The sequence below is a fragment of the Rhodococcus sp. IEGM 1366 genome (assembly GCF_033142425.1).
GTDB lineage: Bacteria > Actinomycetota > Actinomycetes > Mycobacteriales > Mycobacteriaceae > Rhodococcus_F > Rhodococcus_F globerula.
On record NZ_JAWLRZ010000012.1, the window covers coordinates 102,530 to 124,263 of the forward strand.

Annotated in this window: 24 protein-coding genes and 2 pseudogenes; 11 read left to right on the forward strand and 15 right to left on the reverse strand. The window is 61.9% G+C overall.

All coding sequences use genetic code 11. The features are described 5' to 3' along the window. On the forward strand, positions 1-222 hold the full coding sequence (locus R4P64_RS29285; RefSeq protein ID WP_317823673.1) for a hypothetical protein: 222 nt from the start codon (positions 1-3) through the stop codon (positions 220-222). 26 nt (positions 223-248) lie between these two features. On the opposite strand, the gene R4P64_RS29290 is transcribed toward R4P64_RS29285, so the two are convergent. Genes R4P64_RS29290 through R4P64_RS29300 form a run of 3 tightly spaced genes read right to left on the reverse strand, consistent with a single transcriptional unit; the run spans position 249 to position 3,215 of the window. Next, the gene (locus R4P64_RS29290; RefSeq protein WP_317823674.1) at positions 249-1,211 is read right to left on the reverse strand and encodes a cyclase family protein; all 963 of its coding nucleotides are present in this window, start codon (positions 1,209-1,211) and stop codon (positions 249-251) included. Beyond that, positions 1,198-2,028, reverse strand: a complete 831-nt coding sequence (locus R4P64_RS29295; protein ID WP_317823675.1) for a citryl-CoA lyase — start codon at positions 2,026-2,028, stop codon at positions 1,198-1,200. Before R4P64_RS29295 ends, R4P64_RS29290 begins: the two co-directional genes overlap by 14 nt. Then, on the reverse strand, positions 2,025-3,215 hold the full coding sequence (locus tag R4P64_RS29300) for a CoA transferase (RefSeq protein WP_317823676.1): 1,191 nt from the start codon (positions 3,213-3,215) through the stop codon (positions 2,025-2,027). Before R4P64_RS29300 ends, R4P64_RS29295 begins: the two co-directional genes overlap by 4 nt. Positions 3,216-3,421: 206 nt before the next feature. On the opposite strand from R4P64_RS29300, the gene R4P64_RS29305 reads away from it, so the two are divergent. Then, the gene (locus tag R4P64_RS29305; RefSeq protein ID WP_317823677.1) at positions 3,422-4,204 is read left to right on the forward strand and encodes an IclR family transcriptional regulator; all 783 of its coding nucleotides are present in this window, start codon (positions 3,422-3,424) and stop codon (positions 4,202-4,204) included. Here R4P64_RS29305 and R4P64_RS29310 read toward each other — a convergent pair. Genes R4P64_RS29310 through R4P64_RS29330 form a run of 5 tightly spaced genes read right to left on the reverse strand, consistent with a single transcriptional unit; the run spans position 4,179 to position 7,648 of the window. Then, complete coding sequence (locus R4P64_RS29310; RefSeq protein WP_317823678.1) at positions 4,179-4,433, reverse strand: hypothetical protein; 255 nt, start codon at positions 4,431-4,433, stop codon at positions 4,179-4,181. The genes R4P64_RS29305 and R4P64_RS29310 overlap by 26 nt on opposite strands. Before the next feature lie 8 nt (positions 4,434-4,441). Continuing rightward, positions 4,442-5,269: an amino acid ABC transporter permease gene (locus tag R4P64_RS29315; protein ID WP_317823679.1), complete on the reverse strand. Its 828-nt coding sequence runs from the start codon at positions 5,267-5,269 to the stop codon at positions 4,442-4,444. Continuing rightward, positions 5,266-5,913 carry an amino acid ABC transporter permease gene (locus R4P64_RS29320; protein ID WP_317823680.1) on the reverse strand — a complete coding sequence of 216 codons (648 nt, stop codon included), beginning with the start codon at positions 5,911-5,913 and terminating at the stop codon, positions 5,266-5,268. Before R4P64_RS29320 ends, R4P64_RS29315 begins: the two co-directional genes overlap by 4 nt. A gap of 29 nt (positions 5,914-5,942) precedes the next feature. Further along, positions 5,943-6,830, reverse strand: a complete 888-nt coding sequence (locus R4P64_RS29325; RefSeq protein WP_317823681.1) for a glutamate ABC transporter substrate-binding protein — start codon at positions 6,828-6,830, stop codon at positions 5,943-5,945. A gap of 35 nt (positions 6,831-6,865) precedes the next feature. Then, the gene (locus R4P64_RS29330) at positions 6,866-7,648 is read right to left on the reverse strand and encodes an amino acid ABC transporter ATP-binding protein (RefSeq protein WP_317823682.1); all 783 of its coding nucleotides are present in this window, start codon (positions 7,646-7,648) and stop codon (positions 6,866-6,868) included. Between the two features lie 424 nt (positions 7,649-8,072). Here R4P64_RS29330 and R4P64_RS29335 point away from each other — a divergent pair, with 424 nt between their 5' ends. Continuing rightward, positions 8,073-8,294 (forward strand): recombinase family protein, encoded by a 222-nt coding sequence (locus R4P64_RS29335; protein WP_317823683.1) that lies wholly within the window; start codon positions 8,073-8,075, stop codon positions 8,292-8,294. Here the strand turns inward: R4P64_RS29335 and R4P64_RS29340 are convergent. Together R4P64_RS29340 and R4P64_RS29345 are read right to left on the reverse strand one after the other, a co-directional pair. Then, positions 8,212-8,510 (reverse strand): annotated as a pseudogene (locus R4P64_RS29340) (fatty-acid--CoA ligase); the annotation flags it as partial. The gene R4P64_RS29335 and the pseudogene R4P64_RS29340 sit on opposite strands and share 83 nt — an antisense overlap. Before the next feature lie 282 nt (positions 8,511-8,792). Then, entirely contained in the window at positions 8,793-9,146 is a 354-nt protein-coding gene (locus R4P64_RS29345) for an integrase core domain-containing protein (protein WP_317823685.1), read from the reverse strand. An 18-nt stretch (positions 9,147-9,164) separates the two neighbouring features. Between R4P64_RS29345 and R4P64_RS29350 the strand changes: the two genes are divergently transcribed. Continuing rightward, complete coding sequence (locus R4P64_RS29350) at positions 9,165-9,530, forward strand: hypothetical protein (RefSeq protein ID WP_317823686.1); 366 nt, start codon at positions 9,165-9,167, stop codon at positions 9,528-9,530. Between the two features lie 52 nt (positions 9,531-9,582). Here the strand turns inward: R4P64_RS29350 and R4P64_RS29355 are convergent, their stop codons facing one another. Together R4P64_RS29355 and R4P64_RS29360 are read right to left on the reverse strand one after the other, a co-directional pair. After that, entirely contained in the window at positions 9,583-10,428 is an 846-nt protein-coding gene (locus R4P64_RS29355) for a mycofactocin-coupled SDR family oxidoreductase (RefSeq protein WP_317823687.1), read from the reverse strand. 55 nt (positions 10,429-10,483) lie between these two features. Further along, positions 10,484-11,743, reverse strand: coding sequence for a cytochrome P450 (locus R4P64_RS29360; protein WP_317823688.1), 1,260 nt, complete (start codon positions 11,741-11,743; stop codon positions 10,484-10,486). Between the two features lie 513 nt (positions 11,744-12,256). Here R4P64_RS29360 and R4P64_RS29365 point away from each other — a divergent pair. The 5 genes and pseudogenes from R4P64_RS29365 to R4P64_RS29385 all read left to right on the forward strand — a co-directional run. Continuing rightward, positions 12,257-12,868, forward strand: coding sequence for a recombinase family protein (locus R4P64_RS29365; protein WP_317823689.1), 612 nt, complete (start codon positions 12,257-12,259; stop codon positions 12,866-12,868). A 522-nt stretch (positions 12,869-13,390) separates the two neighbouring features. Next, on the forward strand, positions 13,391-14,338 hold the full coding sequence (locus tag R4P64_RS29370; protein ID WP_317823707.1) for a phospholipase D family protein: 948 nt from the start codon (positions 13,391-13,393) through the stop codon (positions 14,336-14,338). Between the two features lie 233 nt (positions 14,339-14,571). After that, positions 14,572-14,817 (forward strand): hypothetical protein, encoded by a 246-nt coding sequence (locus R4P64_RS29375; RefSeq protein WP_317823690.1) that lies wholly within the window; start codon positions 14,572-14,574, stop codon positions 14,815-14,817. A 432-nt stretch (positions 14,818-15,249) separates the two neighbouring features. Then, complete coding sequence (locus tag R4P64_RS34055) at positions 15,250-15,507, forward strand: hypothetical protein (RefSeq protein ID WP_411742718.1); 258 nt, start codon at positions 15,250-15,252, stop codon at positions 15,505-15,507. 171 nt (positions 15,508-15,678) lie between these two features. Next, positions 15,679-15,936 (forward strand): annotated as a pseudogene (locus tag R4P64_RS29385) (AI-2E family transporter); the annotation flags it as partial. A gap of 1,058 nt (positions 15,937-16,994) precedes the next feature. On the opposite strand, the gene R4P64_RS29390 reads toward R4P64_RS29385, so the two are convergent. From R4P64_RS29390 to R4P64_RS29400, 3 genes are all read right to left on the reverse strand, one after another. After that, a complete protein-coding gene (locus tag R4P64_RS29390; RefSeq protein ID WP_317823692.1) occupies positions 16,995-17,324 on the reverse strand; it encodes a hypothetical protein in 330 nt (109 codons plus the stop codon). A 957-nt stretch (positions 17,325-18,281) separates the two neighbouring features. Further along, positions 18,282-18,620, reverse strand: coding sequence for a DUF4286 family protein (locus R4P64_RS29395; protein WP_317823693.1), 339 nt, complete (start codon positions 18,618-18,620; stop codon positions 18,282-18,284). 738 nt (positions 18,621-19,358) lie between these two features. Beyond that, a complete protein-coding gene (locus R4P64_RS29400; protein ID WP_317823694.1) occupies positions 19,359-19,976 on the reverse strand; it encodes a TetR/AcrR family transcriptional regulator in 618 nt (205 codons plus the stop codon). Positions 19,977-20,121: 145 nt separating this feature from the next. Between R4P64_RS29400 and R4P64_RS29405 the strand changes: the two genes are divergently transcribed. Both R4P64_RS29405 and R4P64_RS29410 read left to right on the forward strand, forming a co-directional pair. Next, positions 20,122-21,384 (forward strand): cytochrome P450, encoded by a 1,263-nt coding sequence (locus tag R4P64_RS29405; protein WP_317823695.1) that lies wholly within the window; start codon positions 20,122-20,124, stop codon positions 21,382-21,384. Beyond that, on the forward strand, positions 21,384-21,581 hold the full coding sequence (locus R4P64_RS29410) for a ferredoxin (protein WP_317823696.1): 198 nt from the start codon (positions 21,384-21,386) through the stop codon (positions 21,579-21,581). Before R4P64_RS29405 ends, R4P64_RS29410 begins: the two co-directional genes overlap by 1 nt. The last annotated feature ends 153 nt before the right edge of the window (positions 21,582-21,734 follow it).

The window sequence follows — 21,734 nt, forward strand, 5'->3', positions numbered from 1 at the left end:
TTGCCATGGTGGGGCGCCGCTGTGCGCGCGGACCGCGATGCCGAGTGCGCGGTCGTCGAACGTCATCACCAGCCCGCCTGGCACGATTCCTCGCCGGTTGCGGTGCTTGTCCTGGCACACGACCACGACCTCGGTCTGACCGCCGTCGGTGCGGGTGTGGAAGGGGCCGACCAGGGCGATGAAACCGTCGTCGATTACCTCGGTCCATCCGTCCTCGATTGACACCGCCGCGGCACCGTACCCGGTGGTCACTTGATGGCGGTGGCGTTGGCTGGCGAACCGACGCCGCCGGTGAGGTTGAGGGGTTTGACAGTCAGCAGGCATTCGTACCGGCGGTCCCGGGCGCAGTCCTCGCCGAGTTCGTGGAGTTTCCACAGCTCGCCGATGGGCAGGCCGAGCAGCGCGATGAGTTCCTGATGCATCATGCCGCGGTCGGTGTCGGCCCCGAAGGGTGAATCAGCTACTGCGGGAAGTCGTTCGAGCGCGAAAGTGTCCGAGGCGGCAAGGGCGACCTGATGGGCGGCGAACCAGTCGATTGCGGCCTGCGACTGCGCGAGGCCGGTGCAGGTCTTGCTGGTGTGGATCTGCGCACGCTCGTCGGCGCTGGCCTCGTCGAGGAACCACTGTGCCCAGCCGGTGCGGATCAGCAGCAGATCACCGGCGCGTAGCTGCACGTCCTGAGCGGCCAAGGTGTCGTCGAGTTCGCTGATGTCGAGGGCTTCGCCGCCGGCATGATCGATCGGTTTCCCGAGGTGGGTGCGGTGGCGGCCGATGTCGATGAGGACTCCGCGGCCCACGATCGGGTGTTGGGACCAGTGGTTGATGCCGAGGGCCGGATTGCCGGCAACGATCGCATCGTCCGGGGTGCCGTTGTAGAAGCCGTGCTCGGCGTGGCGGCGGTGCCGCAACCCGTCCAGGTGGCTGGCGGCCTGCGGCCAGAATCTGTCCAGGTAGTCGTCGCGGTGGTCGCGGTGCCGGGAGACCACATGGTGTTCGGGAGCGCTGCGCGGCGTCGCCAACGACGGCACGAACGCATCCAGGGGGTAGTCCAGCCCGAAGACCGCCCCACGCTGCACCAGCGTGGCGGCGCCACGGACGTGGTCGGGGCCGGCGTAGTTGGCCATTCCCCGGTCGGGCGTGGTTTCGAACTGTCCCCACGTCGAGCGGGCCGGCGCGGCCGGGGTGTTGGTGGTGGGGTTATCGATCGGCATGGGTGGTGTCCTCGACGGCGCGGGCTGGATGGCCGGTGTAGGTGGGCAACAGGGTGCGGGGAATCGGTCCCTTGTTGCGGCCGCCCTGCTGGGTCTGCTCCCAGCCGTGGGCGAGGATGCCGACCGAACGGGACAGGACGAACAGCCCGCGGCCGAGCGGGGGTGGGAAGCCGAGCTCGGCGTAGACCACGGCGGTGGCACCGTCGATGTTCATCGGGACCGGCCGGGTCCGTCCGGCGGCGAGGGACTGCTCGAGGGCGAGGGCGGCGTGCAGGTACTGGCCGGACACCGCACCGTCGTCGCGGGCCGCGTCGACCAGCGACAGCAGCGGGTCGCGGCGCGGATCGCGGGGGTGGAATCGGTGCCCGAACCCGGGCACATACCTTTTAGCGGAACGGTATTCGGCCACGATGCGGTCGGCGACAGGGCGCAGATCGGTAGGGTCGGTGGCCTGCTCGACGATGTCGGCGAGCACGCTCATGCATTGCTCACCTGCGCCGCCGTGGACGTCGCCGAGCATCCCGACGCCGGTGGCCATCACGTTGTTGAGGCCGACCCCGCAGGTGGCGGCCATACGGGAAGCCGCGATCGACGGTGCCTGCGGGCCGTGGTCGACGGCGGACACCAGGGCGGCGTCGAGGAGTCGTTCCTGCCATGGGGTGGGGCGTTCGCCGCGGATCATCAGCCAGACCATGCCGGCGTACGAGGTGGTCGGGATCAGGTCCTCGATGGCGTAGCCGCGGTAGCGGATGACGCCGGGTGAGATGTCGCTGATCTCGGTGCGCCACCAGCCGGTGACGTCATCGATGGTGGTCATACCGCGCCTTCCGTGTGCAGTTCGGTGATCTCGTCTGCAGTGAAGCCGAGATCGGTGAGCAGTTCGTCGGTGTGTTCGCTCAGCGTCGGGGGCGCCGACGCCGGGGCCAGCGGGCGACCGTTTACGTGGAAGCCGGTGCCGAGGACGCTGACCGTGCGATCGGGCAGGTCGACCTGGTGGACCAGTTCACGTTGAGTGATCTGCTCGAGGTCGAGGGAGTCGGTGACGTCGAGGACCAGTCCCGCGGGCACCCCTGCCTCATTGAGCATCGGCTCCCACTCGCGGGCGGACTTGGCCGCGAGGGCGGCCTCGATCTCGACGCGCAGTTCCGGGCGACGGTTCTTGCGGTCGTCGCGCAGCGCGAACCGGGGGTCGTCGATCAGATCTTCGCGGCCGATCAGCTTGCACAGGATCTCGAACTGTTCCTGCTTGTTGGCCGCGATGTTGAGGGCACCGGATCCTGTCTGGAAGGTCGCTGACGGTGCGCCGGTGGGGTTTTCGTTGCCGTTCGCGCTGGGTTGCCGTCCGGCGATGAGGTAGTCCGAGACCACCCAGCCCAGCGCCGTCAGCGAACTCTCAAGCATCGACACATCCAGGTAGACACCCTCGTCGGTCCGGCCCCGGGACGCGAGAGCTCCGTTGATGGCCATCGCGGCGGTCATCCCGCCGAGGGTGTCGCACACCGGGAACCCGACGCGCAACGGTGCGGTTTCGGGTGTGCCGGTGACCGCACTCATCCCGGACAGACCCTGGATGATCTGGTCGTACGCCGGGCGCTCCCGCATCGGCCCGGTCTGCCCGAAACCGGAGATCGCGCAGTACACCAGCCGCCGGTTCATCGCGTGCAACTCGTCCCAGGAGTAGCCAAGCCGGGCGAGCACACCCGGACGGAAGTTCTCGACGAGGACGTCGGCGCCGGCGATCAACCGGTCGAACACCTTCCGGCCGGCCGCACTCTTGAGGTTGACCGTGATCGAGCGCTTACCAGCGTTCTGGGCCACGAACGAGGCGCCGAGCTTCTGACTCGACAGCCCGGTGTCGGCACCGAGTTGTCGAGCCAGGTCGCCGCTGCCGGGTACTTCGACCTTGATGACGTCGGCACCCATCAGTGAGAGCTGGTAACTCGCGTACGGGCCGGCAAGGACGTTGGTGAGATCCAAGACTCGGATTCCATCGAGCAACTTCATCGGAAAATCCTTTCCGTGGGCGAATCCCACCAAGCAAGAGCGTCGTCGTGTGACGCACCTAACCCTACCATAAAAACCATCTAGCGGTCTATGTAAGCCATCTAATGGTTTAGGTTGTCGTCGATTCGCCCGTATCCGTACAGATCGGTTTCTCCGAACCGTAGAGTGGTGCATCGGAAGAGTTGCTGAGCAGGGAGGACCAAAGGGTGACTGCAGTACCTACGGATTCAGCAGAGAAGCCGGCCGTTGCCGACGCGGGTGTCCGCAGCGTCACCCGGGTGATCGACCTGCTCGAATTGTTCGACGCAGCGCATCCCACCCGCAGCCTCAAAGAACTCGTAGAGGGGACGAAACTGCCGAAAACCACCGTCGTCCGTTTGGTGGCGACGATGTGTGCGCGCAGTGTCCTTACCAGCCGCGCGGATGGGGTCTATAGCCTCGGCCCGGAGATGCTGCGCTGGGTGCGCCTGGCGGGCACGACCTGGGCGCCGCCGGAAGAGGTCGTCGACGTCATGCGCCAGCTCAGCGCCGACACCGGCGAGACGGTGAACCTGTACATCCGGCAGGGTCTGTCCCGGGTGGTGGTCGCCCAGTGGGAGAGCACGGCGACCGTGCGAAGCGTCATCCCGCTCGGAGTGCCGTACCCGCTGTGGGCCGGTGCCGCCGGCAAGATTCTGCTGTTGGCCGCACCGGAACTGATCGACGACGTGGCCGCGGACTCCCCGTACGGCCCCGAATTCGCCGACGAGTTGCGTGAGAAGGTCGAGGTCGGGCGCGAACGCGGATATCAGCTCGTCCACGGCGAGCGTGAGCTCGGCTCGTCCGGGCTGTCCTTCCCGCTCATCGACTCCCACGGCACGGTCGTGGCCGCGTTGACTCTGGGCGGTCCCACCGGCCGGTTCACCGAGGACCGGACACCCCACTACATCGAATGCACCGGGGCAGCGGCAGAGGAGATTTCAGCTATCGGCATGCCCGGTCTGGACTGAACCCGTCCGGGCACGGCGCCCGGCCCCCTACAGCCGCAACGGCCAGCGGGTGGGCCTCGACGCGCCGCTTCTGCGCATCCGCGCCACGGCAGGTGATGCCGGAACTGCGCTCATCCCCTTTTGCTCCGCACAGAACAAATGCCGGTATCTCGACCGGGGTACGGGCGCTCGAGATACCGGCACTGATCGCGCTCTCCACTCGGACAACAACGGCCGAGGGAAAGGCCATCCCCTACCTCACGAGCGGGCGTCGATTCGGCGCGCAAGCTTCGACAGCCCGACGTTCATCAGCAGGTAGATGATCGCGATCAAGACATAGACCGGGATGGCGTACTGCCCACCGAGGTACTCCACTGCGACCCGGCCGCTGCGCAGCAGTTCGGTGTAGCCGATGACGAAGCCGAGGGAGGTTTCCTTCACGATCGTCACGACCTGGCTGATCAGGGCGGGCAGCATGATCCGGATGCCCTGCGGCAGCAGGATGATGCGGAAGATCTGGGTCTTGCGCATGCCGATCGCGGCCGCCGCTTCGGCCTGACCGCGGGGCAACGACGCGATGCCGGCGCGGAAGATCTCACTCATCACGGCGCTGTTGTAGAGCGAGATGCCGATAGCCAGTGCCCAGAACGTCGGGACGATGATTCCGAATTGGGGTGCGCCGAGGAAGATGAAGAAGATCAGCACCAGCAGGGGCAGGCCGCGGAAGATCTCCACCCATACCCGCACAACGCCCCGCAGGAGTCTGCTGTCCGACATCCGCATTGCCGCGAGAATCATGCCGAACACCACCGAGAGCACGATGGAGACGATCGCGCACTGAATCGTGGCGAGCAGACCCTTCAGGACGCTGCGCATCAGGTCCCGGTCGAGCAGTACCGACCACAGATCGGGGCTGAGCTGGCCGTGGGAGCCAAGCTGGTAGAGTCCCAGTGCCACGATGATCGCAACCACGACGGCACCGACCCAGGTGGCGTTGCGGACCTTTCGTTGACCTTGCGGTCCGAGTACGTCGTACATGGCGATCGTGGGTTTGGTAGTTGCCGGTTTGGTTGCTGTCGTTGTCATCGCGCCACCGCAACTTTCTTCTCGACGATGTTGGCGATGGTCCCCGCGGGGATGGTGATCACCAGGTACAGGAGGCTGGTCGCCGCGAGGATCCACAGCACCGCCTGGCTCTCCTCGGCGATCACGCCTTCGGCACGGGTGAGCAGTTCCGCGACACCGAACGCGCTGGCGATCGCCGAACTCTTGGTTAGTGCGATGAACACGTTGATCAGCGGTGGAACAACGCTCCGGAAGGCCTGCGGCAGCACGATGTAGCGCAATGAGCCGCCGAACGTGAGACCGATCGAGCGACCGGCTTCGAACTGTCCGACCGGGATCGCGTTGATGCCCGAGCGGACGGCCTCGCAGAAGAAGGCGGAGTAGTAGATCGCCAGCGCGGCGACGGCCGCCCAGAAGAACGGGATCATAATGCCGAGCTGCGGGAATCCGAACAGGGTCATGAAGTAGATGACGGCAGTCGGGACGTTACGGAACGTCTCGACGTACCCGGAGCCGATCGATTGCAGAAGTGGGATCGGGGAGACACGGAACGATGCGAGGATCGTTCCGCCGATCAGCGCCAGGACCGTGGAGACGCCGATCAGCGCGAGCGTGACCGCGAAGCCCTCCATCAGGGCGCCGAAATTGTCGACTACGGTGTGCATGGGATGTCCTCGAAAGTGTGACGAAAAATCTAGGTGCAGGGCTGCAGTTCCGGCATGACCGGCTGCTGATTGGTGTAGCGGCCGAGACTGTCGGCCCAGGCTTCCTCGGCGGAGCCGTCGCTGTAGTAATCGGCGATTGCGCTGTTGAGGAACTCGCAGAACGCGACATCGCCCTTGGCGATACCTACCCCCCACGACTCGACCGCGAAAGGTTTGTTGATCAGCTCGATGTCTTTCTGATCCTTGCTGACGTATCCGGCACCGATGGGCCCCTGGGTGGCGAGCGCGTCGACCGACCCGTTCTTGAGGGCATCGATGCACTTGGACGAGACGTCGAATTCGATCAGGTTCGTCTGCGGGAAGTTCTTGCGCAGCGACGCCGACACCGCCCCACCGAGGGTCGAGCACACCGTCACCCCGGTCGGGGTCTGGGGATCGGTGATGTTCTTCGGATTGCCCTTCGCCGTCACCAGGTCGTTGTTGATGTCGAGGTAGGGGCCACCGAAGCTGATCACCTGACGTCGCTTGTCGTTGATCGACAGTGTCGCGACGACGACGTCGACTTTGTCCTGCTGCAGTAGTTGCTCGCGGCTGGCGGAGTTCGCTTCCGTCCACTCGATCCGGTCGGCGGGCACACCGAGTTTGCCGGCGATGTATCGGACCAGATCGATCTCGTATCCCTCCTGCTCGCCGCGCAGGTTGCGGGCCGACAGCCCGGGATGATCGAACCGGGTTCCCACCCGAAGCGCACCCTCCCGAGCGATCTTCTCCATCGTCGTGCCTGGTGCGAACTGGGGTGACTGCGCGACCGCCGGGGTGATCCCCGTGGTCACGGTCGAGCGGGTGCCGAACAGGGCGATGCCGGCGATGGCGAGTACGGCCACCAGTGGCACGATCGCTTTACGGGAAAAACTCATGACAGACAACCTTTTTCGTGTCGACGGTGCGGCGGTCAGTGCAGGACCTTCGACAGGAAATCCTTGGCGCGCTCGGTCTGGGGGTTGGCGAAGAATTCGTGCGGTTCGGCCTCTTCTACGATGCGTCCGGCGTCCATGAAGATCACCCGGTTTGCTGCCGACTTCGCAAAAGCCATCTCGTGGGTGACCACGACCATCGTCATACCGGTCTCGGCGAGTTCCTTCATCACCTCGAGGACCTCGTTGACCATCTCCGGGTCCAGGGCGGACGTCGGCTCGTCGAACAACAGCACCTTCGGCTTCATCGCCAAGGCGCGGGCGATCGCCGCGCGCTGCTGCTGTCCACCGGAGAGCTGGGCCGGCATCTTCTCCGCCTGGTTACCCACACCGACTCGGTCGAGGAGCCTACGGGCGGTGGCCTCGGCCTCCTTTTTTCCGATTCCGAGAACCTTGGTCGGCCCGAGCATGACGTTCTGCAGGATCGTCATGTGCGAGAACAGGTTGAACGACTGGAACACCATTCCAACCTCGGCACGTAGCCGCGCGAGGCGCTTACCTTCCTGGGGCAGTTCAACACCGTCAAGCAGGATCCGACCCGAGCTGATTGGCTCGAGGCGGTTGATGGTGCGACACAGGGTCGACTTTCCCGACCCGGACGGGCCGATCACCACCAGCACCTCGCCGGCGGTGATGTCGAGGTCGACGTCCGTCAGCACGTGGTGGGTTCCGAAGTACTTGTTCACACCCTCCATACGAACCAGAACCGGCGCCTCGAAGGACGACGACGAAAGCGACGATTGATCAATGGTCGAGTGCATGGTGCTCCTCCGTAAAAACAGCCCGACAGGCCATGTCTGTGACGGACCCCCACCAGCAGGGATGGGGAGTGATCCAGGTCATGTTTCAATGACACGAAACTAGCACATGAACCATCAGATGGTCTACATAAATCATCTAGTGGATTGGGAGTTTTATCCGTAGCCGCCCTCATCGGCCGTCGCGAGCCCTCCGGCGACGCGGGCGCCCGCTGGGTGCTCGCGGTATTTCTGTCGGGAATCGATCGCTATCAGACACCCGCCCTGAATGGCGCATTCAAGCTGGTTGCGTCAAAAACCCGTCTCGGAAAACTATGTCTAAAAACCCAAGCCGGGGCATTCTCGACACATGCTGATCGGCTACGCATGAGTCTCCAGCGCAGACCAGTACCCCAACCATCAGGTCGATGCGTTGTGCCGCGCCGGCGTGGCCGCCCAGAACATCCACGTCGATCACGCAGGCGGGGCGAAAGCCTCACGGCCCCAGCTTGATCTGGTGCTGCAGCGGCTGCGCGAGGACGACGTCCTGGTGATCACCCGACTGGACCAGCTCGGACGGTCGATGCTGCACCTAACTTCAGACACGAATGCGTGTTGGAGAACACGACAGAAGGCAGCCGGTTGGCCGGCACGGCAGACGCAGCGATGAATCCGGGACGCAGAGCCTGGCCGTCGACGATCACGAGGTCCTTGACGCGCCCCGTGATATATAGCTCGCCGTCGACGTAGACGCCGAAGTCACCGGTACGCATCGAGTTGGCTTCCGCCGGCGCGCCCTCGGTGTGGCTGTCTTCGCTAAACCGGTTGTCGAGCTGGTGTGGAAGGTCTCGGCCGTCTCGTCAAGGCGTCCCCAGTAGCCGATGCCTCCAGCATGGGAGAGCAATAACGCGCAACTTGTTCAATGCATTTGAAAATTCTGCAAATAGTTTCGGAAACGCGAGAACTGTGCGCAAGCATCGGCGTCCCTACGCTCGAGACACGCCGCTAGTTGTCGCAGGTTTGAGGAGGATTCGGATGCAGATACTCAGTCCGGGCACACACATTGCGCCCGTCACCGTTTGACGAGCACGAGGAACTCGATCTGGTGTCGCAGCGCTCATATACCGAGTATCTGCTCAACTGAACCGTGCCGGGTTTCTTGCCGCTCCTATGCTGGCGACATCTCCGGCTGGAGAATCGATAATTGAGAGTAATAGACGGCCTCGAACTCGTCCGGAGTGACATAGTCCAAGGTGCTGTGCAGACGGCGGGTATTGAACCAATCCACCCACTCCATCGTCGCGAATTCGATGTCGTCGATCGTCTTGATCGGGCCCTGCAGAAAGGGACTCCTCTTGGAAACCGCTTCTGTCTTGAACAGTCCGATCGTCGACTCCGCGAGGGCATTGTCGTAGGCGTCGCCGACACTTCCAATTGAAGCTGCAATCCCTTCCAACACAAGCGTTTCCGCGAAGGAAATAGATGTATATTGTGCGGCTTCAACCGGTCGATGCAACACCACTGATCAGAGGTGTCGACCGTGGCTGCATATTCTCATCGCATGGTTCCGGAGATCTTTCAAACGTTCTGGGCAGCAATGGCGGCGGGTGAGTTCATCACCGACGCCACAGCCGCTGCAGGTACGTTCACCAAGCAGGGCTCCAGATGGCTCACCGCATGCGGCGGAGTACGTCCCGGCCGATGCTTCCTCCAAGCCACCCACCACGCCCACGTAAGCGCCTACGACTTCGCCCACGTCGAAGCCTTCGACACCGCCACCATCAATGCACACAGGAAAAGCCGGATCGTCGGAACCGATCACGCCGACATACGGGCAGACGAGCACGCCATCGCCTTCGCGGATAGTATCAAGTATGCACTTCTGCCTGGCATTGCCGGCAGGTGAACCAACCGCTCGGGTGCCGAGCAGCCCACCGGGCCGCTCGCACCCGAGCCGGTCAGGTGCCGAGCAGCAGCGCCCCGCCGTCGACGGCGAGGTTCTGTCCGGTGATGTAGCGCGCCTCGTCGGAGGCCAGGAACTTCACCGCGGCGGTGATATCCGATGGCTCCATGAACGGCACCGGCATCCGCTGCATGGTTGGAAACAGCGACTCAGCCTGTTCCCGGGTGGGATGCTCCGCCCCCGGCACGAACGCCCGGTACATCGCCTCGTTGTGCAGGAGATCGGTGTTCGTGTTCGACGGGTGTACTGCGTTCACGCGGATCCCGCGGGGTCCCAGCTGGTACGCGAGATCGTGCACAAGCAGGGGAAGCATCTGCTTGCCGAGCGAATACGCCGCGCCGCCGTGACCGTGCCGACTCACCCCCTCCGTCGTCGAGGCGCGCAGCGCCGCCGTCGAGCCGATGACGATGATCGAGGCGCCCGACTCCAGGTGCTTCAGAGCCGATCCGATCGTGTTCACCACTCCCCCGAACACGATACCCAGGGTGTCGGTGTACGCCGTGATCGGCAGCCCGGCGCCCAACGGCGAGATCGCTGCGTTCGCCACCACCACATCGAGTCGACCGAGGGTCCCTACCGCCCGGTCGACCGCGTCGTCGAGCTCGGCGCGGTCCCGCACATCGATCTGCAGCGGAACGGCCTTACGTCCCTGGGCCTCCACCGCCGCGACGGTCTCCGCGAGATCCTCGGGTGTGCTCAATGGATAAGAGCACGTGTCGAGCTGCCGGCAGATGTCGACGAGCACGACGTCCGCACCCTCGGCCGCCAGCGCCACCGCGTGGCTGCGACCCTGCCCCCGTGCCGCGCCCGTTACGAGCGCGACCTTTCCCACTTCCTGCATGTTCTTGCCTCCTCGATATCGATACCTGAATGCCTGCGGCACAAGATGTTTCGCCTCAGGACGGCGTGAAGACAACCGGCAGACGGGCTGCGGTCCGCATACCCAGACCAGTGATCGAGGGCGGGTCGGCATCGGGGTCCAGCCGGATATCGGGCAGCCGGTCGAGCAACACCTCCAGCGCGCATTTCAGCTCCGACCGCGCCAGGTTAATTCCGAGGCACACATGCACCCCCGTACCGAAACCGAGGTGCCGCTGCGGCGGCCGGAAGATATCGAACTTCTCCGCATCGGGCCACCGCTGCGGATCGCGGTTGACGGCGCCGAGCAGGACCTGGACCTGACTCCCGGCATCGACCGGTCGTCCGCACACCTCGGTGCCGGTCGTCACGGTCCGCCCACTGTAGGTCAACGGCACCTCCCACCGGATTCCCTCCTCGACCGCCTGCGGAATCAGCGACCGGTCCGCACGCAGGGCATCGAGCTGGCCGGGGTGGGTCAGCAGACCGTACAGGAGGTTCGTCATGGCCCGATAGGTAGTCTGCGCACCCGCGGGGACGAGCAGCCGGACGAACGTGACGATCTCCTCGTCACTGAGGGTTCGTTTCCCGTCCCCGATTTCTGCTTCCGCCGCCTCCTCATCGGTGAGACGCGCCTGCACGAGGACACTGATCAGGTCTTCCCGCGGATCTTTGCGACGCTCATCGATCAGCCGCTGCACCATTTCACCAAGCCCCCGGCTCGCCCTCAGCCGATCCTCTGCGGGTACAGCGACATTGGTCAGTACAGCCGTGAAGCGGTAGAACTCGTCCAGATCGTCGACCGGTAGTCCGGCCGCCGTCGCGGTGACCTCGATGGGGTAGAGAAACGCGAAATCCTGCGACAGGTCCGCGTGCCCACGACCGGCGAAACGGTCCACCGCACGGTTCAGGATGCTGCGAATGAACGCTTCCTCCCAGCCTTCCACCGCCGACTTGCTGAACGCCACCTGCAGCAACGCCCGGAAACGCCGGTGCTCCGGAGGATCCATCTCGAGAATCGAGCGCCCGACGATCTCACCCATGCTCGGGTGGTACCAAGATGAGGAGAACACCTTCGGGGACTTGAGGATACGGTCAACCTCGTCGAACGCGGTGACCGTTACGTAGCTCTCTTCGGGAAAGATGGTGTTCTCGGCACCCACCGTGCCGAACAGTCCGGAGAGCGAACCCTCGTGGACCGGGCATTTCTTTTGTAATTCCGCGAGTTTCGGATATGGGTCGTCGAACCTTCCCACCCCGAAGAAGCGGTCTTTCTGCTCGAACACGTCTTCAGACATAGCCATGCGCCTCCTTGCGACATCGTCCCCGCGCCACACCACCAGGGGGTCGCCCAGCCAAGGGAAGCGACTCCCGTCACGCGATTTTGCACATTTTATATTACATCCATTCTTTGGCCAGTGGCGCCGAATCACCCACCTCGACCACCGCGCGCGTCGCGGTCACCGACGCGCTCCTACCCGGGCACCCGCCCCACAGACTCCGCCCCAGCGACACGGCGCTGGCGCGCCATTCTCGTTGTGTATCTTTCCCCAAGTCTCAAGCCCAGCTCCGATCAAAGCAACACCCCCACCTGTGAGGGCTACTCTCCCGCCTGAAATCGCTATGGGGCCGCTGGCAGGCGCGAGCGCACCAGTCGCAGTCAGGCCAGCTCCGGCCAGAAATAGACCAGTGCCAAGTCCTGCCACCAGGTGCCACCCGTCTTTGCAACCAGAGCCGAGCAGCATCAACACCAGCACCATAACCATCACCATCGATCAATGCGCCGGTAATCGTTACTCCCGTGAACGACGATGAAGACGAATGAGGACGACAAGATTGAGCCGCAGACCGGCGACCTATATCCAGATCCCGACGGTGGCGGAAGTGCGGACCCGACAAAGATCTGGGACGGCGACGGAGGGGTAGGACCAACCACAATCTGGGATGATCATGGCGGTGGTGGTACACCGACGTCGACAGGTGTTGACTTCATGGCATCCACTCTCGTCGGCCCCGGATTGAGAGCGGGTGGGCTTCAAATTTCTGCTAATACCTTCTCGTTCTATGCGATTCCGACCAATCGCATGCAGTTCGCCGGGACAGATAGACCACGCCCCGCTCTGACAGCTGCGCTCTCTGCTCTCTCTGCGCGGGACACCCTCGTGGTCACGACCCTCGACAGGTTGGCCCGTTCAGTGGCAGACCTCGGTGAAATCACTACCGACCATGCGGCGCGGGACGTGGTGTTGATGTTCGACGGCACTGTTCACGATCCGCGCGACCCCATCGGACGAACCGTGTTTGAGATGCTCTCGATGACGTTCACCGATTTCGAGTCAGGTCTGAACCGGCTGCGCACGATGGAGGGCAACGCCCGCCGAAAAGCGGCTGGCGGCTTCACCTGCCCGCAAACCACTCCTTGACGCCAAGCAACAGGCGAAGCTCTTCGAACTGCATGGAGGATCTCCGTAAAGGAATCTGGCCTCAGACGTCTTTGCTGCGCAGGCTGATTCAACTTCATCGGAGAGGCGCCGACGTTGCGCAAGGCATTGCCTGTTCGCTGACAAGCCAGAGCACACAGGCTTGCTCCGAGCCGTGCGTATTTGGCCCGCTCATCGAGCGTCCCGGTATGAATCGCCTGCTTGACGATGTCTGTGAGGGCGCTCGTCCACGCGGTGTGGACCTTTGCGTTTTCCTCGACGGCGGGCTCGAGGCTCAAGATCAATCCGGTTCCACCGCGCGGCAACAGAGCGGGTGAAGGGCCCAAAACTCTCGCCGACAAAACCGATACCCGACGCAGGACGGAAAATCCGGAGAGGAACCTGGCGACCGTCGACAACTGCGTCCAACGTGAAACCGATGGGGAGTTCCGCCGGCGTATGGCAGCACACGACCAGACCGAACTTGGCGAGGCACATGCGGATACATTGCTACCGTTCTACATTATGGGGACCACCTTTCACGGACCGAGCCCGTGGGCACACATCACCCGCGCGATCCGCACCCGAGGCGCACGCTATGCGGCAATCGCCTACGTCGGCAACGACGCACCCGACCTGATCCCACTGCGAGCCGGAGACGTTCTGATCGTGAACGCCTCACAAGCCGCGATCCGTGCGCATGCCACCTCGCCTGCTGCCCTCGCTTTCTATCTCGACAAAGGCGTCCGGGTCCTGTCCTCCCCCACCCTGCACGCGAAAGTGATCGCCACGAACCGTCGAGCGGTGATCGGCTCGGCGAACGCATCCGTAAACTCCGCATACGCCGACGATGCCGTCATCATCACCGACGATCCCGCGATCGTCGCCGACACGCGAAAGTTCATCGACAACATCGACGACATCACCGAAGTCGACCAAGTGTTCATCGACAACGCCACACACGAATGGGCGATCGGCCGCGCCGTACCCATCCCCGGTGTCACCGGACGAATCCACAACCCCGAGAACAACTTTCTACCCATACCGGCGACCCGGATGCTCGTCAAACATGCCGCCGACTACCAACCCAGCCCCGCCGGAGAACACATACCCGAAGGGCTGCGTCCACCACAGCGAACCACCGCCGGCCCAGCCGCGAAATACCAACTCGAATCGCTGCGCCTCGACAAACCCACCAGCATCACCCGCGGCGATGTGATCATCTTCGTCTCTCCCGACGACGAATGGATCTACCCGCCCACTGTCGTAATCTCCGAATCCATCCGGATCCCGCAGTCGGGTCGAGCAGTTCAGTACTTCCTCCGCACGCGCGCCGACCTGACATCGCTCTCCCTCATCGCGGCCGAAAAGATGCTCGCCGACCTCGGGCACCCTGCTACCCGGCTACGAACCGACCACTATGTCCGCTCCCCGATCCTCCGCACCGCCCTACTTGGGCTGTGGAATCTTTAAACATCGGAAACATGCCTTACCCGAAGGCCCGTATGAGTGTCTGGCTCTCCGCAGAATCTGGCGGGCGGTGCAGGCGCGAGAAAACTCGACCGCAACAGTCCGGAATCGACGTGACGAGGCGAGGTTGATAAGGAGAGCATTCTGCTCGGTTCATTCGAATCGATTCTGCAAGAGTAGATCTCGTGCAGTTCGGCGTCGACGAGGCGGTTTTTACGACCGAATGCAGTGGATTGATGACCGAAGTGCCGGACGCTGGTCGGGGGAATCGGGCACTCCGCGCAAAAGCTCAGCAGACGGCCCATCATTCGGCGCTTCTGTTGTTCCGTGCGCTCAGCCCTCCGCGCACCGAGTCGCTATCGAAAAACCTCCGCGCACTCGCCTTCCCGGATGGCGGAAACCTCGGTGGGTTTCAATCCCACTTCATCCACAGGCAGGTTAAGTTCCACGAGCCCATCGGAGATCGTCTGCGCTACACCTGAATGTGGGCGCGGCTGGCGGGACATCAGCGGTGTGCAGGCAGGTGCATCGTCCCTGGTTGATGAGGTGCCCATGCCGCTTCCACGTCCGAAAACTCACTGCACAATCACTCTGTTGGTGACGGTCACAATCGCCACCGCCCCTGCCGCGCTCACAGCGTCCTCGATCGGCTCCGCCCAACCTGTCGGCTGCGCACCAACATTCAACCTATTCATCCCCGGCACCTGGGAGACCACCCAAGGCGCTGATCCCTCGGTGCCTGTCGGCATGCTCAAACCGATCGCCGACAAACTCAAAGCCGAACACGGCAGCGCCACAGAAACCTACACACTTCCCTACATGGCGAGCGCATTCGACAACGGAAAGACCTACGCAGATAGCAAATCCGACGCCCTCACCAAAGCCGCAAACGTGCTCACCGACACAGCTGACAGGTGCACGAACACAAGTTCACAATCACCGGCTACTCGCAAGTTCTGTCGGTGCTCAAACCGACTGTGGTCGTCGACCAGGTACGCAATATAGCCATAGGTGTCTCCTCGCTCGATATTCCCGGGATTCTGGCCAACCTCGCACTCCTTCCGCAGAAAGTGGCAGCACTCGACGCGCAAGGCGCACACAAGGTCGCAGGCGACCTCAACAATCAATTCTCTCCCTTAGTGAAGATGGCTGCTGACGTCGACCTGACATGAATCTCTCAGGTGCTCTCGATCCTGCCCGACCCGACCGGCTACGCCCAGCTTGCTGCGCTGGTCGTATCGATTTTGGCAAACGTCGACGTCGTCAAACTCGCCAATCTGGTCGGCCAGATTCAGGAAATTCCCTGGGACGCAGTGGAAGAGCTGTGCCGCCACCCGGACAGCTTGGCTTTGACTGTGTCACTGCCGATTTCGCTCGCCACTATCGCCTTCTTCATCATGCTCCGACTCGTCGAGGACTACGTACTCGTTCCACGCATCATCGGCCGGACCGTCCAAGTGCCACCCCTGATTACGGTCGTTGCTGTCCTGCTCGGCGGGGCTCTGCTCGGAATCGTCGGCGCACTGCTCGCCATCCCGATCGCTGCCGCGATCTTGCTACTGGCCCGCGAAACACTCCTCCCACAGCTGGACCGTCGATAAACTATCGGGTTCGATCAAACTCCTGCGTTCACGGAATAAGCATGACCTTGACGGAACCGACGTCTCAACTAGGCTCTCACTCACCAAATAACTTGCCGGTCAACAATATTGCCGAGAGCCCAGGGTCGAGTCCTGGCAGTTATCGATCGGCGGTACTGACAAAGACGGCATTCGCAGATCGACTATGTGTCGCCGATCGAGTACCAGTTACGCCTTGAGAACCCCTCCGTTCGGGCTCGATCTTCACATCGCTAAAGGTAGCGAAACCTGCGGCAGGTCACACGAGTCAATCGAAGTGGGGTAGTCCGAGACGAGGGCAGGAAACCTGCAATTGCCAACATCTACACCGAAAACGATTCTCGCGTGTCTTAACCCATGGAGACGAAACAGTCCTCACCGTCGACAGGCAAAAAACGATCGCTGAACCTTGCCTTCCGAAGCAGCGCGAAGCCTCCAACCATCACCGACGCCAGCGATCCCGGGCGGATCCACCAACCGACTTAGCAGCGGCGTGCGTCGTACGTATCGACTTGTCAGGCCCTTGATCTGCTCGACGAACGTTGCCCAGCTGCAATCGATGTTTGCGCAGATGAAGCGTTGCACTTGCGGGGACGAGGAGGCCGGACTAGTTTCCGATTGCCGTGTCTGCGAGCGTGCGCTCGTAGCGGATGTGCACTCGTCGTGACGAAACATTGCACGTCGGAGAGTACGCCGAAGTCGACAACGGCGACGCCCGAATACGGACTCCGCCTGTGGTCGCATCGACCGAATCGATGTCGACACCCGCCAGATACGGAGGAAGGACACGCAGGTCGCAACAGTTCTCAGAACACCAGAACGATCATCTCCCGTCTACTTCCAGTCCTGCCGGAACGACACGCGGCGCGAGGCCAGAACTACGTTTCGACCGTCGTTCACAGCCGTCTCGGTTAGGGCGGTATAGATCGGCTTGAGATCGTGATTGACCCCGTCGCAGCGCTGACCCGAGGACAACCGAAAGTATCGGCGGGTTGCGGGAGTCGTAGGCCAATGGCAGTTGGAGAAGCCATGTGTGCGGTTCACAGTTGTGCCAACATGGGGAGTAGGGCGGCGCCCGTGGAAACGGTGATCCCTGCGGCGCCGGCAACGATGCCGAGTAAGGCCCGCAGCGATGCTGCTTCGTTGTCGGCAACCGTGGGCCGTGACGTGGCGATAGTGCCGCAGACCGCCGCGGTTATTCCCAGTGCGAAGCCGAGCCCGACTATCCAGAACGTCGCAATGGACAGTGTCCCCAAGGCGATCGACGCGGCGGGTAATCGCGAGCGGTGTTGCTTTTCTGTTTCGTTGCCGTCGACGGAGGTGCACATGGGGTTGTCGGTGTGGGGGCTGTGGGGGGCGGTGGTGCTCACGTTCCTCCTTCGTGTGGTTGAAGTCGTGTCGACAGGCAAGTGTTGGCATTCCCTGCTTGGGGGTGTCTTCGGTCAGTTTGATCGAAGAATTCGCGCGGCGTGGTCGAGGCCGCTTGAGCGGCTGATTGTCGCGACTCGGGCGAGGGCATTTAGTTTGTGACGTAGGCCTCATCAGAATTTAGCACTCATGCGCATCGAGTGCTAACTCTTTTCGCTAAGCAAATTTCACTATTCGCTAATGTCGGCGAGATTCTCGATCGGCCCATCCGGGTGTACATGATGCGATGTCGTCGCTGATCGACGTGGTGCGCGAGCAGCGCCGTGATCGGCCAACTGTTGGGCTGACGACTTTCCCGATTGTCGATCGGCACTTAGGCTTTGCGCTCCGGCGCTAAAGACGAAGGGAAACGAGATCATGTCACGCGAAACAGTGTGGGGCTCTCATGCGGCATCCGTCATGCTTGAGGCGCTCGAGGTCGCCGTCCGTGAGGCTTTGGCCTCGATGGAAGAGTCGTTCTGTGAGCAGGGGGTGTTGCCGAAGGCGAATGCGATTCTTCCCGGAGGTCGAATTCCGTCAGCTGGCAGGGTCGCAGTGGAACGCGCACACAGTCGACCAATCCGACTGTTCTGCCATTAGATTGAGGCATGATATTCCCGAGAAACCCATAACCGCCCTCACTGTGAGCAGCGAAATGCCACTCTCAGTATCTTCGCAGGATATTTCCGCGCTCTGTGCTGCGCCTGGCGATTCCGGTTTCGGCAGTTCGAACCTCTGTGGGCCAATGTGCGCTTTTGAGCAAACCTCGCTGCCGCAACCTGGGCAAGAAAGTCCGGGCACAGATTTACTGAAAATCGTTGAAAGAGTCCCGATTAGGAACCACATCAGATTTGCGACACCACTATTCGCTTGACCTCAAGCGTTCCCGGTGACGATGACAGCGGAGAATCGACCAACGTTTACCGGAACATCGTCGCATCCGGATCATGCTCCGCGATCACCTCGAGAAGGCGAATCCTCGGCGGCGGATCAAGCTGCAACGTCTCCGACATCACGAAGCCACCGTCATTTGCCACCGACAACATCCTGGCGAGAACTTCTTCGAGGTCGTCACCTTCCATTTCGTACAGCGCGACATACGGACCGACACCGTCTACAGGCGCGAGTCGACGGGCCGAGCGAAATCCATCGATGGCGACAATCTCGGGCAGATGCACCTCGTTGTACCAAGTGTTGTACTCGGCCGCCATCTCCGGCGACACCGGACGCGATTCCACGTAGTAAATTCCCTTAGCCATATTCACATCTTCCGTAGTCGGATTGGGATTATAGTATACAATATATAATCGCACGGGCGGCCAATTCGCCAAGAATGACTTTTGCGGCCGGGAGCGGAACGACCTGCGTGACATCGCGGTCACTAGCGACAGTCTTAGATGACGGCAAGCATCGGGGACCTCAACGGCAGAGCTGTTCCGCGATTAGCCTCAATCTTTAGGAGCCACTGAATCAGTATCCGGGCGCGACAGAGCAACCCGTGTGCAGTTGGAATGCTGCCGGAATCCCCTTCTCCGGTGAGGTGTTCGTTCTCTGCTCATGCCAACAAGATTCGCCGCTGTTTTGGTTCAGACCGAACCACGGCGCCCGCCCGTACAATCGCAGACGTGTTGTCCTGACACGAAGGGAATTGCGCCGGCAATCGAAAACAGCGTAGGCGAAGTCGATACGGCTCCCACCGACCTGGCCTTCAAGGACTCGATTACGTTGGTGGAGCACAGCATGCGCATCAGAGTTCCGGAGACTTTGATGTACCCCGAGTTTTCCGGAATTCGTTCGGCGACGGTGTCACGGGCGCCACCGAGCTTGGTGGCGATGACACGTTTTGACAGCTTGTCGCTGTGTTGGAGGTGCCTGATTAATGCCCAGTCTTCCATGGAGATCGCCCATTCGATCTTGGTTGGGTGGTCTAGTTTGGACCGGGTGGTCTCAATCAATCGTTTCTGGACTAGGTTTCGACCGACTTCAACAGTCGTTCGTTACGGTCGCAACGATCTAGTGAGAAACAGCTTCAGAATCATTCTGTCGCCGCCATCTTCGGCGCTCACCGGACTGTCAATGAGTCCGAGGCAGACACGTGTCACCCAATCGGCGAGAACATTCGGCGCTACGTCTGAACGCACTTCGCCCGTGGCCACGCCCACAGCCAGACGATCTCCGACAACCTTCGACAGCTCGGAGCGCCACCCCTCGGACGTCGACGCCGCGTGTGCAAGTGGCAAGCCTTCAGGTCCAAGGAGGACTCGCATCGAAGGCATTTCTCGTGCAATAGACAGTCCTTCGACGCAGGCTTCAACCAACTGCTCCAGAACCGGCAAATCAGAGTCCCAACACTGCTCCGATGCTTCGGCAATCATTCGAGAAGCACGTATATAGCACGCGTCGAAAACCGCCTCGCGGTGAGGGAAATAACTGTACATAGTAGTTCGGTGAATGCCGGCTGCCGCGGCGATGTGGGTCATCTTGGTACGGGCCGGCCCCATTTCGGCATAGCATCGCTCGGCTGCACGCATGATTCGTTCGCGCGCCTGTTCCTCACTGGCAGGAAGGTCCGCGCCCCAAGCCGACGCACGTCCCCTGCTCTCATCGACCGTCATCTCTCCATTTCATCACTTTCGGATCAGTTGCGGCCAATTGCTCAAGACACTATCGACCGAAGCGTGGTGTGCGCTACAGTTCCCGTTATTACGTAGTCCAAGTCACTACGACTCATCTTCCCCGCGAGAGGGAGTACCAATTCAAATGACGATCGAGCAGCAAGCACCCTCCGTCACCGGCATCACCTCCTGCCCCCATGAAGCTTTCCCGGACTTCGACCACCACTCAGAGAACTTTTCGGCGCGGCCTTTCGAAACGATGGCGGAGATGCGGGAAACCTGTCCGATACAGCACTCCGAAATGTACGGCGGATTCTGGTCCCTTCTCGACTACCAGACAGTGTTCAACGCTGCACGCGATGATGAAACGTTCAGCTCTTACCCGTCGATCGGGGTGCCTGCTCCGGCTGTCCCGATGCCGATTCCGCCCATCGAGTCGAATCCACCCGACACAAAGGAGTGGCGTCAGATCGCCTTGCGGCACTTTGCTCCGTCTGTTTCCGAGCGCCTGCGTCCGCGCGCACGTGCCATGGCAACAGAATTGGTGAACGAGTTCATCGAGCGCGGCGAGTGCGACATAGTCGTCGAACTCACGAACCCCCTGCCCGCGAGATTGATCCTGCACATGCTCGGTCTCGACGAGTCGAAATACCTGGCGTGGGTCGACTGGGTCCACACCTTTGTCCATAACGTGGCGAACAGTGAGATTGCGGCAGCCGAAGCCGCACTCGCGTTACAGACTGAGATCGCCAATCAGCTCAGAATGCGGCGCGAGTCCGGCGAGCTTGGAAGCGACCTGTTCGGTGCGATCGCGGCGGGCCGACTGCACGGCCAGCCACTAGACGACTCTCAGATCACCATGTATACGTTCATGATGATGCTGGGCGGAATGGACACAACCAGTGGACTGACCGGCAACGCGCTACTTTCGATCACGAATCAAGCGGGATTACGAGAGCAATTGATCGAGGACCCTGACCTCATCAAGTCCGCGACCGATGAGTTTCTCCGACACTCCACGCCGACCATTGGACTGGGCCGTTCGGTACCGGCTGATGCGAAGTTCCACGGCCAAGAACTCAAGGCCGGCGACATGGTCATGCTGATGTGGGCAGCAGCCAACCGGGATCCAGAAGTGTTCGAGGACCCAGACACCATCGACCTCCACCGGCGGAACAGTAAGCAGCAGATCGCATTCGGTGTAGGAATCCATCGTTGCATGGGGTCACACATTGCGCGGATGATGTTTCAGGAAATGATGACAGAGATCATCGAGCGACTCCCTGACTTTGAGTTGAACGGCGACGTGGTGCGTTTCGAGGATGCGGGAAGCGTCTACGCGGCACGAAACCTACCGATTAAGTTCACACCGGGTAAGCGAGTGCAAGTAGCAGAAGGACAGCTCTGATGCCGCGGATCGACCTGGACGCCAAACACTGCGCTGGACATGCACTGTGCAATGCAACCGCACCAGAAGTCTACGACCTCGATGACAACGGCTACTGCCTGCCCAACTCAACGGTGATCGGCGAAGCCCTCCGCCCCGCCGCCGCAAGCGGCGCCGGGGCGTGCCCCGAACGCGCGCTGTCCGTCCGAGACGACTGACGAAACTAGGAGGACGTGCGTGAGACCACCTCTGCTCCAGTTGATCCAGCCAATTTCAGGCGTCGAATCACTCTACGACCACTGCGCCCGGGGGCGGCCAAACGAAGTCGTCGACAACGTCAGCCCCGCAACGGGTCTCATCGGCGTCACCGG

Bases quoted from the DNA above. Each gene is read 5' to 3' on its own strand.
- R4P64_RS29290 (WP_317823674.1), bottom strand. From the start codon at position 1,211: ATGCCGATCGATAACCCCACCACCAACACCCCGGCCGCGCCGGCCCGC.
- R4P64_RS29295 (WP_317823675.1), bottom strand. From the start codon at position 2,028: ATGACCACCATCGATGACGTCACCGGCTGGTGGCGCACCGAGATCAGC.
- R4P64_RS29300 (WP_317823676.1), bottom strand. From the start codon at position 3,215: ATGAAGTTGCTCGATGGAATCCGAGTCTTGGATCTCACCAACGTCCTT.
- R4P64_RS29310 (WP_317823678.1), bottom strand. From the start codon at position 4,433: ATGGCCTTTCCCTCGGCCGTTGTTGTCCGAGTGGAGAGCGCGATCAGT.
- R4P64_RS29315 (WP_317823679.1), bottom strand. From the start codon at position 5,269: ATGACAACGACAGCAACCAAACCGGCAACTACCAAACCCACGATCGCC.
- R4P64_RS29320 (WP_317823680.1), bottom strand. From the start codon at position 5,913: ATGCACACCGTAGTCGACAATTTCGGCGCCCTGATGGAGGGCTTCGCG.
- R4P64_RS29325 (WP_317823681.1), bottom strand. From the start codon at position 6,830: ATGAGTTTTTCCCGTAAAGCGATCGTGCCACTGGTGGCCGTACTCGCC.
- R4P64_RS29330 (WP_317823682.1), bottom strand. From the start codon at position 7,648: ATGCACTCGACCATTGATCAATCGTCGCTTTCGTCGTCGTCCTTCGAG.
- R4P64_RS29355 (WP_317823687.1), bottom strand. From the start codon at position 10,428: ATGCAGGAAGTGGGAAAGGTCGCGCTCGTAACGGGCGCGGCACGGGGG.
- R4P64_RS29360 (WP_317823688.1), bottom strand. From the start codon at position 11,743: ATGTCTGAAGACGTGTTCGAGCAGAAAGACCGCTTCTTCGGGGTGGGA.
- R4P64_RS29365 (WP_317823689.1), top strand. From the start codon at position 12,257: ATGAAGACGAATGAGGACGACAAGATTGAGCCGCAGACCGGCGACCTA.
- R4P64_RS29370 (WP_317823707.1), top strand. From the start codon at position 13,391: ATGGGGACCACCTTTCACGGACCGAGCCCGTGGGCACACATCACCCGC.
- R4P64_RS29375 (WP_317823690.1), top strand. From the start codon at position 14,572: ATGACCGAAGTGCCGGACGCTGGTCGGGGGAATCGGGCACTCCGCGCA.
- R4P64_RS29395 (WP_317823693.1), bottom strand. From the start codon at position 18,620: ATGGCTAAGGGAATTTACTACGTGGAATCGCGTCCGGTGTCGCCGGAG.
- R4P64_RS29400 (WP_317823694.1), bottom strand. From the start codon at position 19,976: ATGACGGTCGATGAGAGCAGGGGACGTGCGTCGGCTTGGGGCGCGGAC.
- R4P64_RS29405 (WP_317823695.1), top strand. From the start codon at position 20,122: ATGACGATCGAGCAGCAAGCACCCTCCGTCACCGGCATCACCTCCTGC.
- R4P64_RS29410 (WP_317823696.1), top strand. From the start codon at position 21,384: ATGCCGCGGATCGACCTGGACGCCAAACACTGCGCTGGACATGCACTG.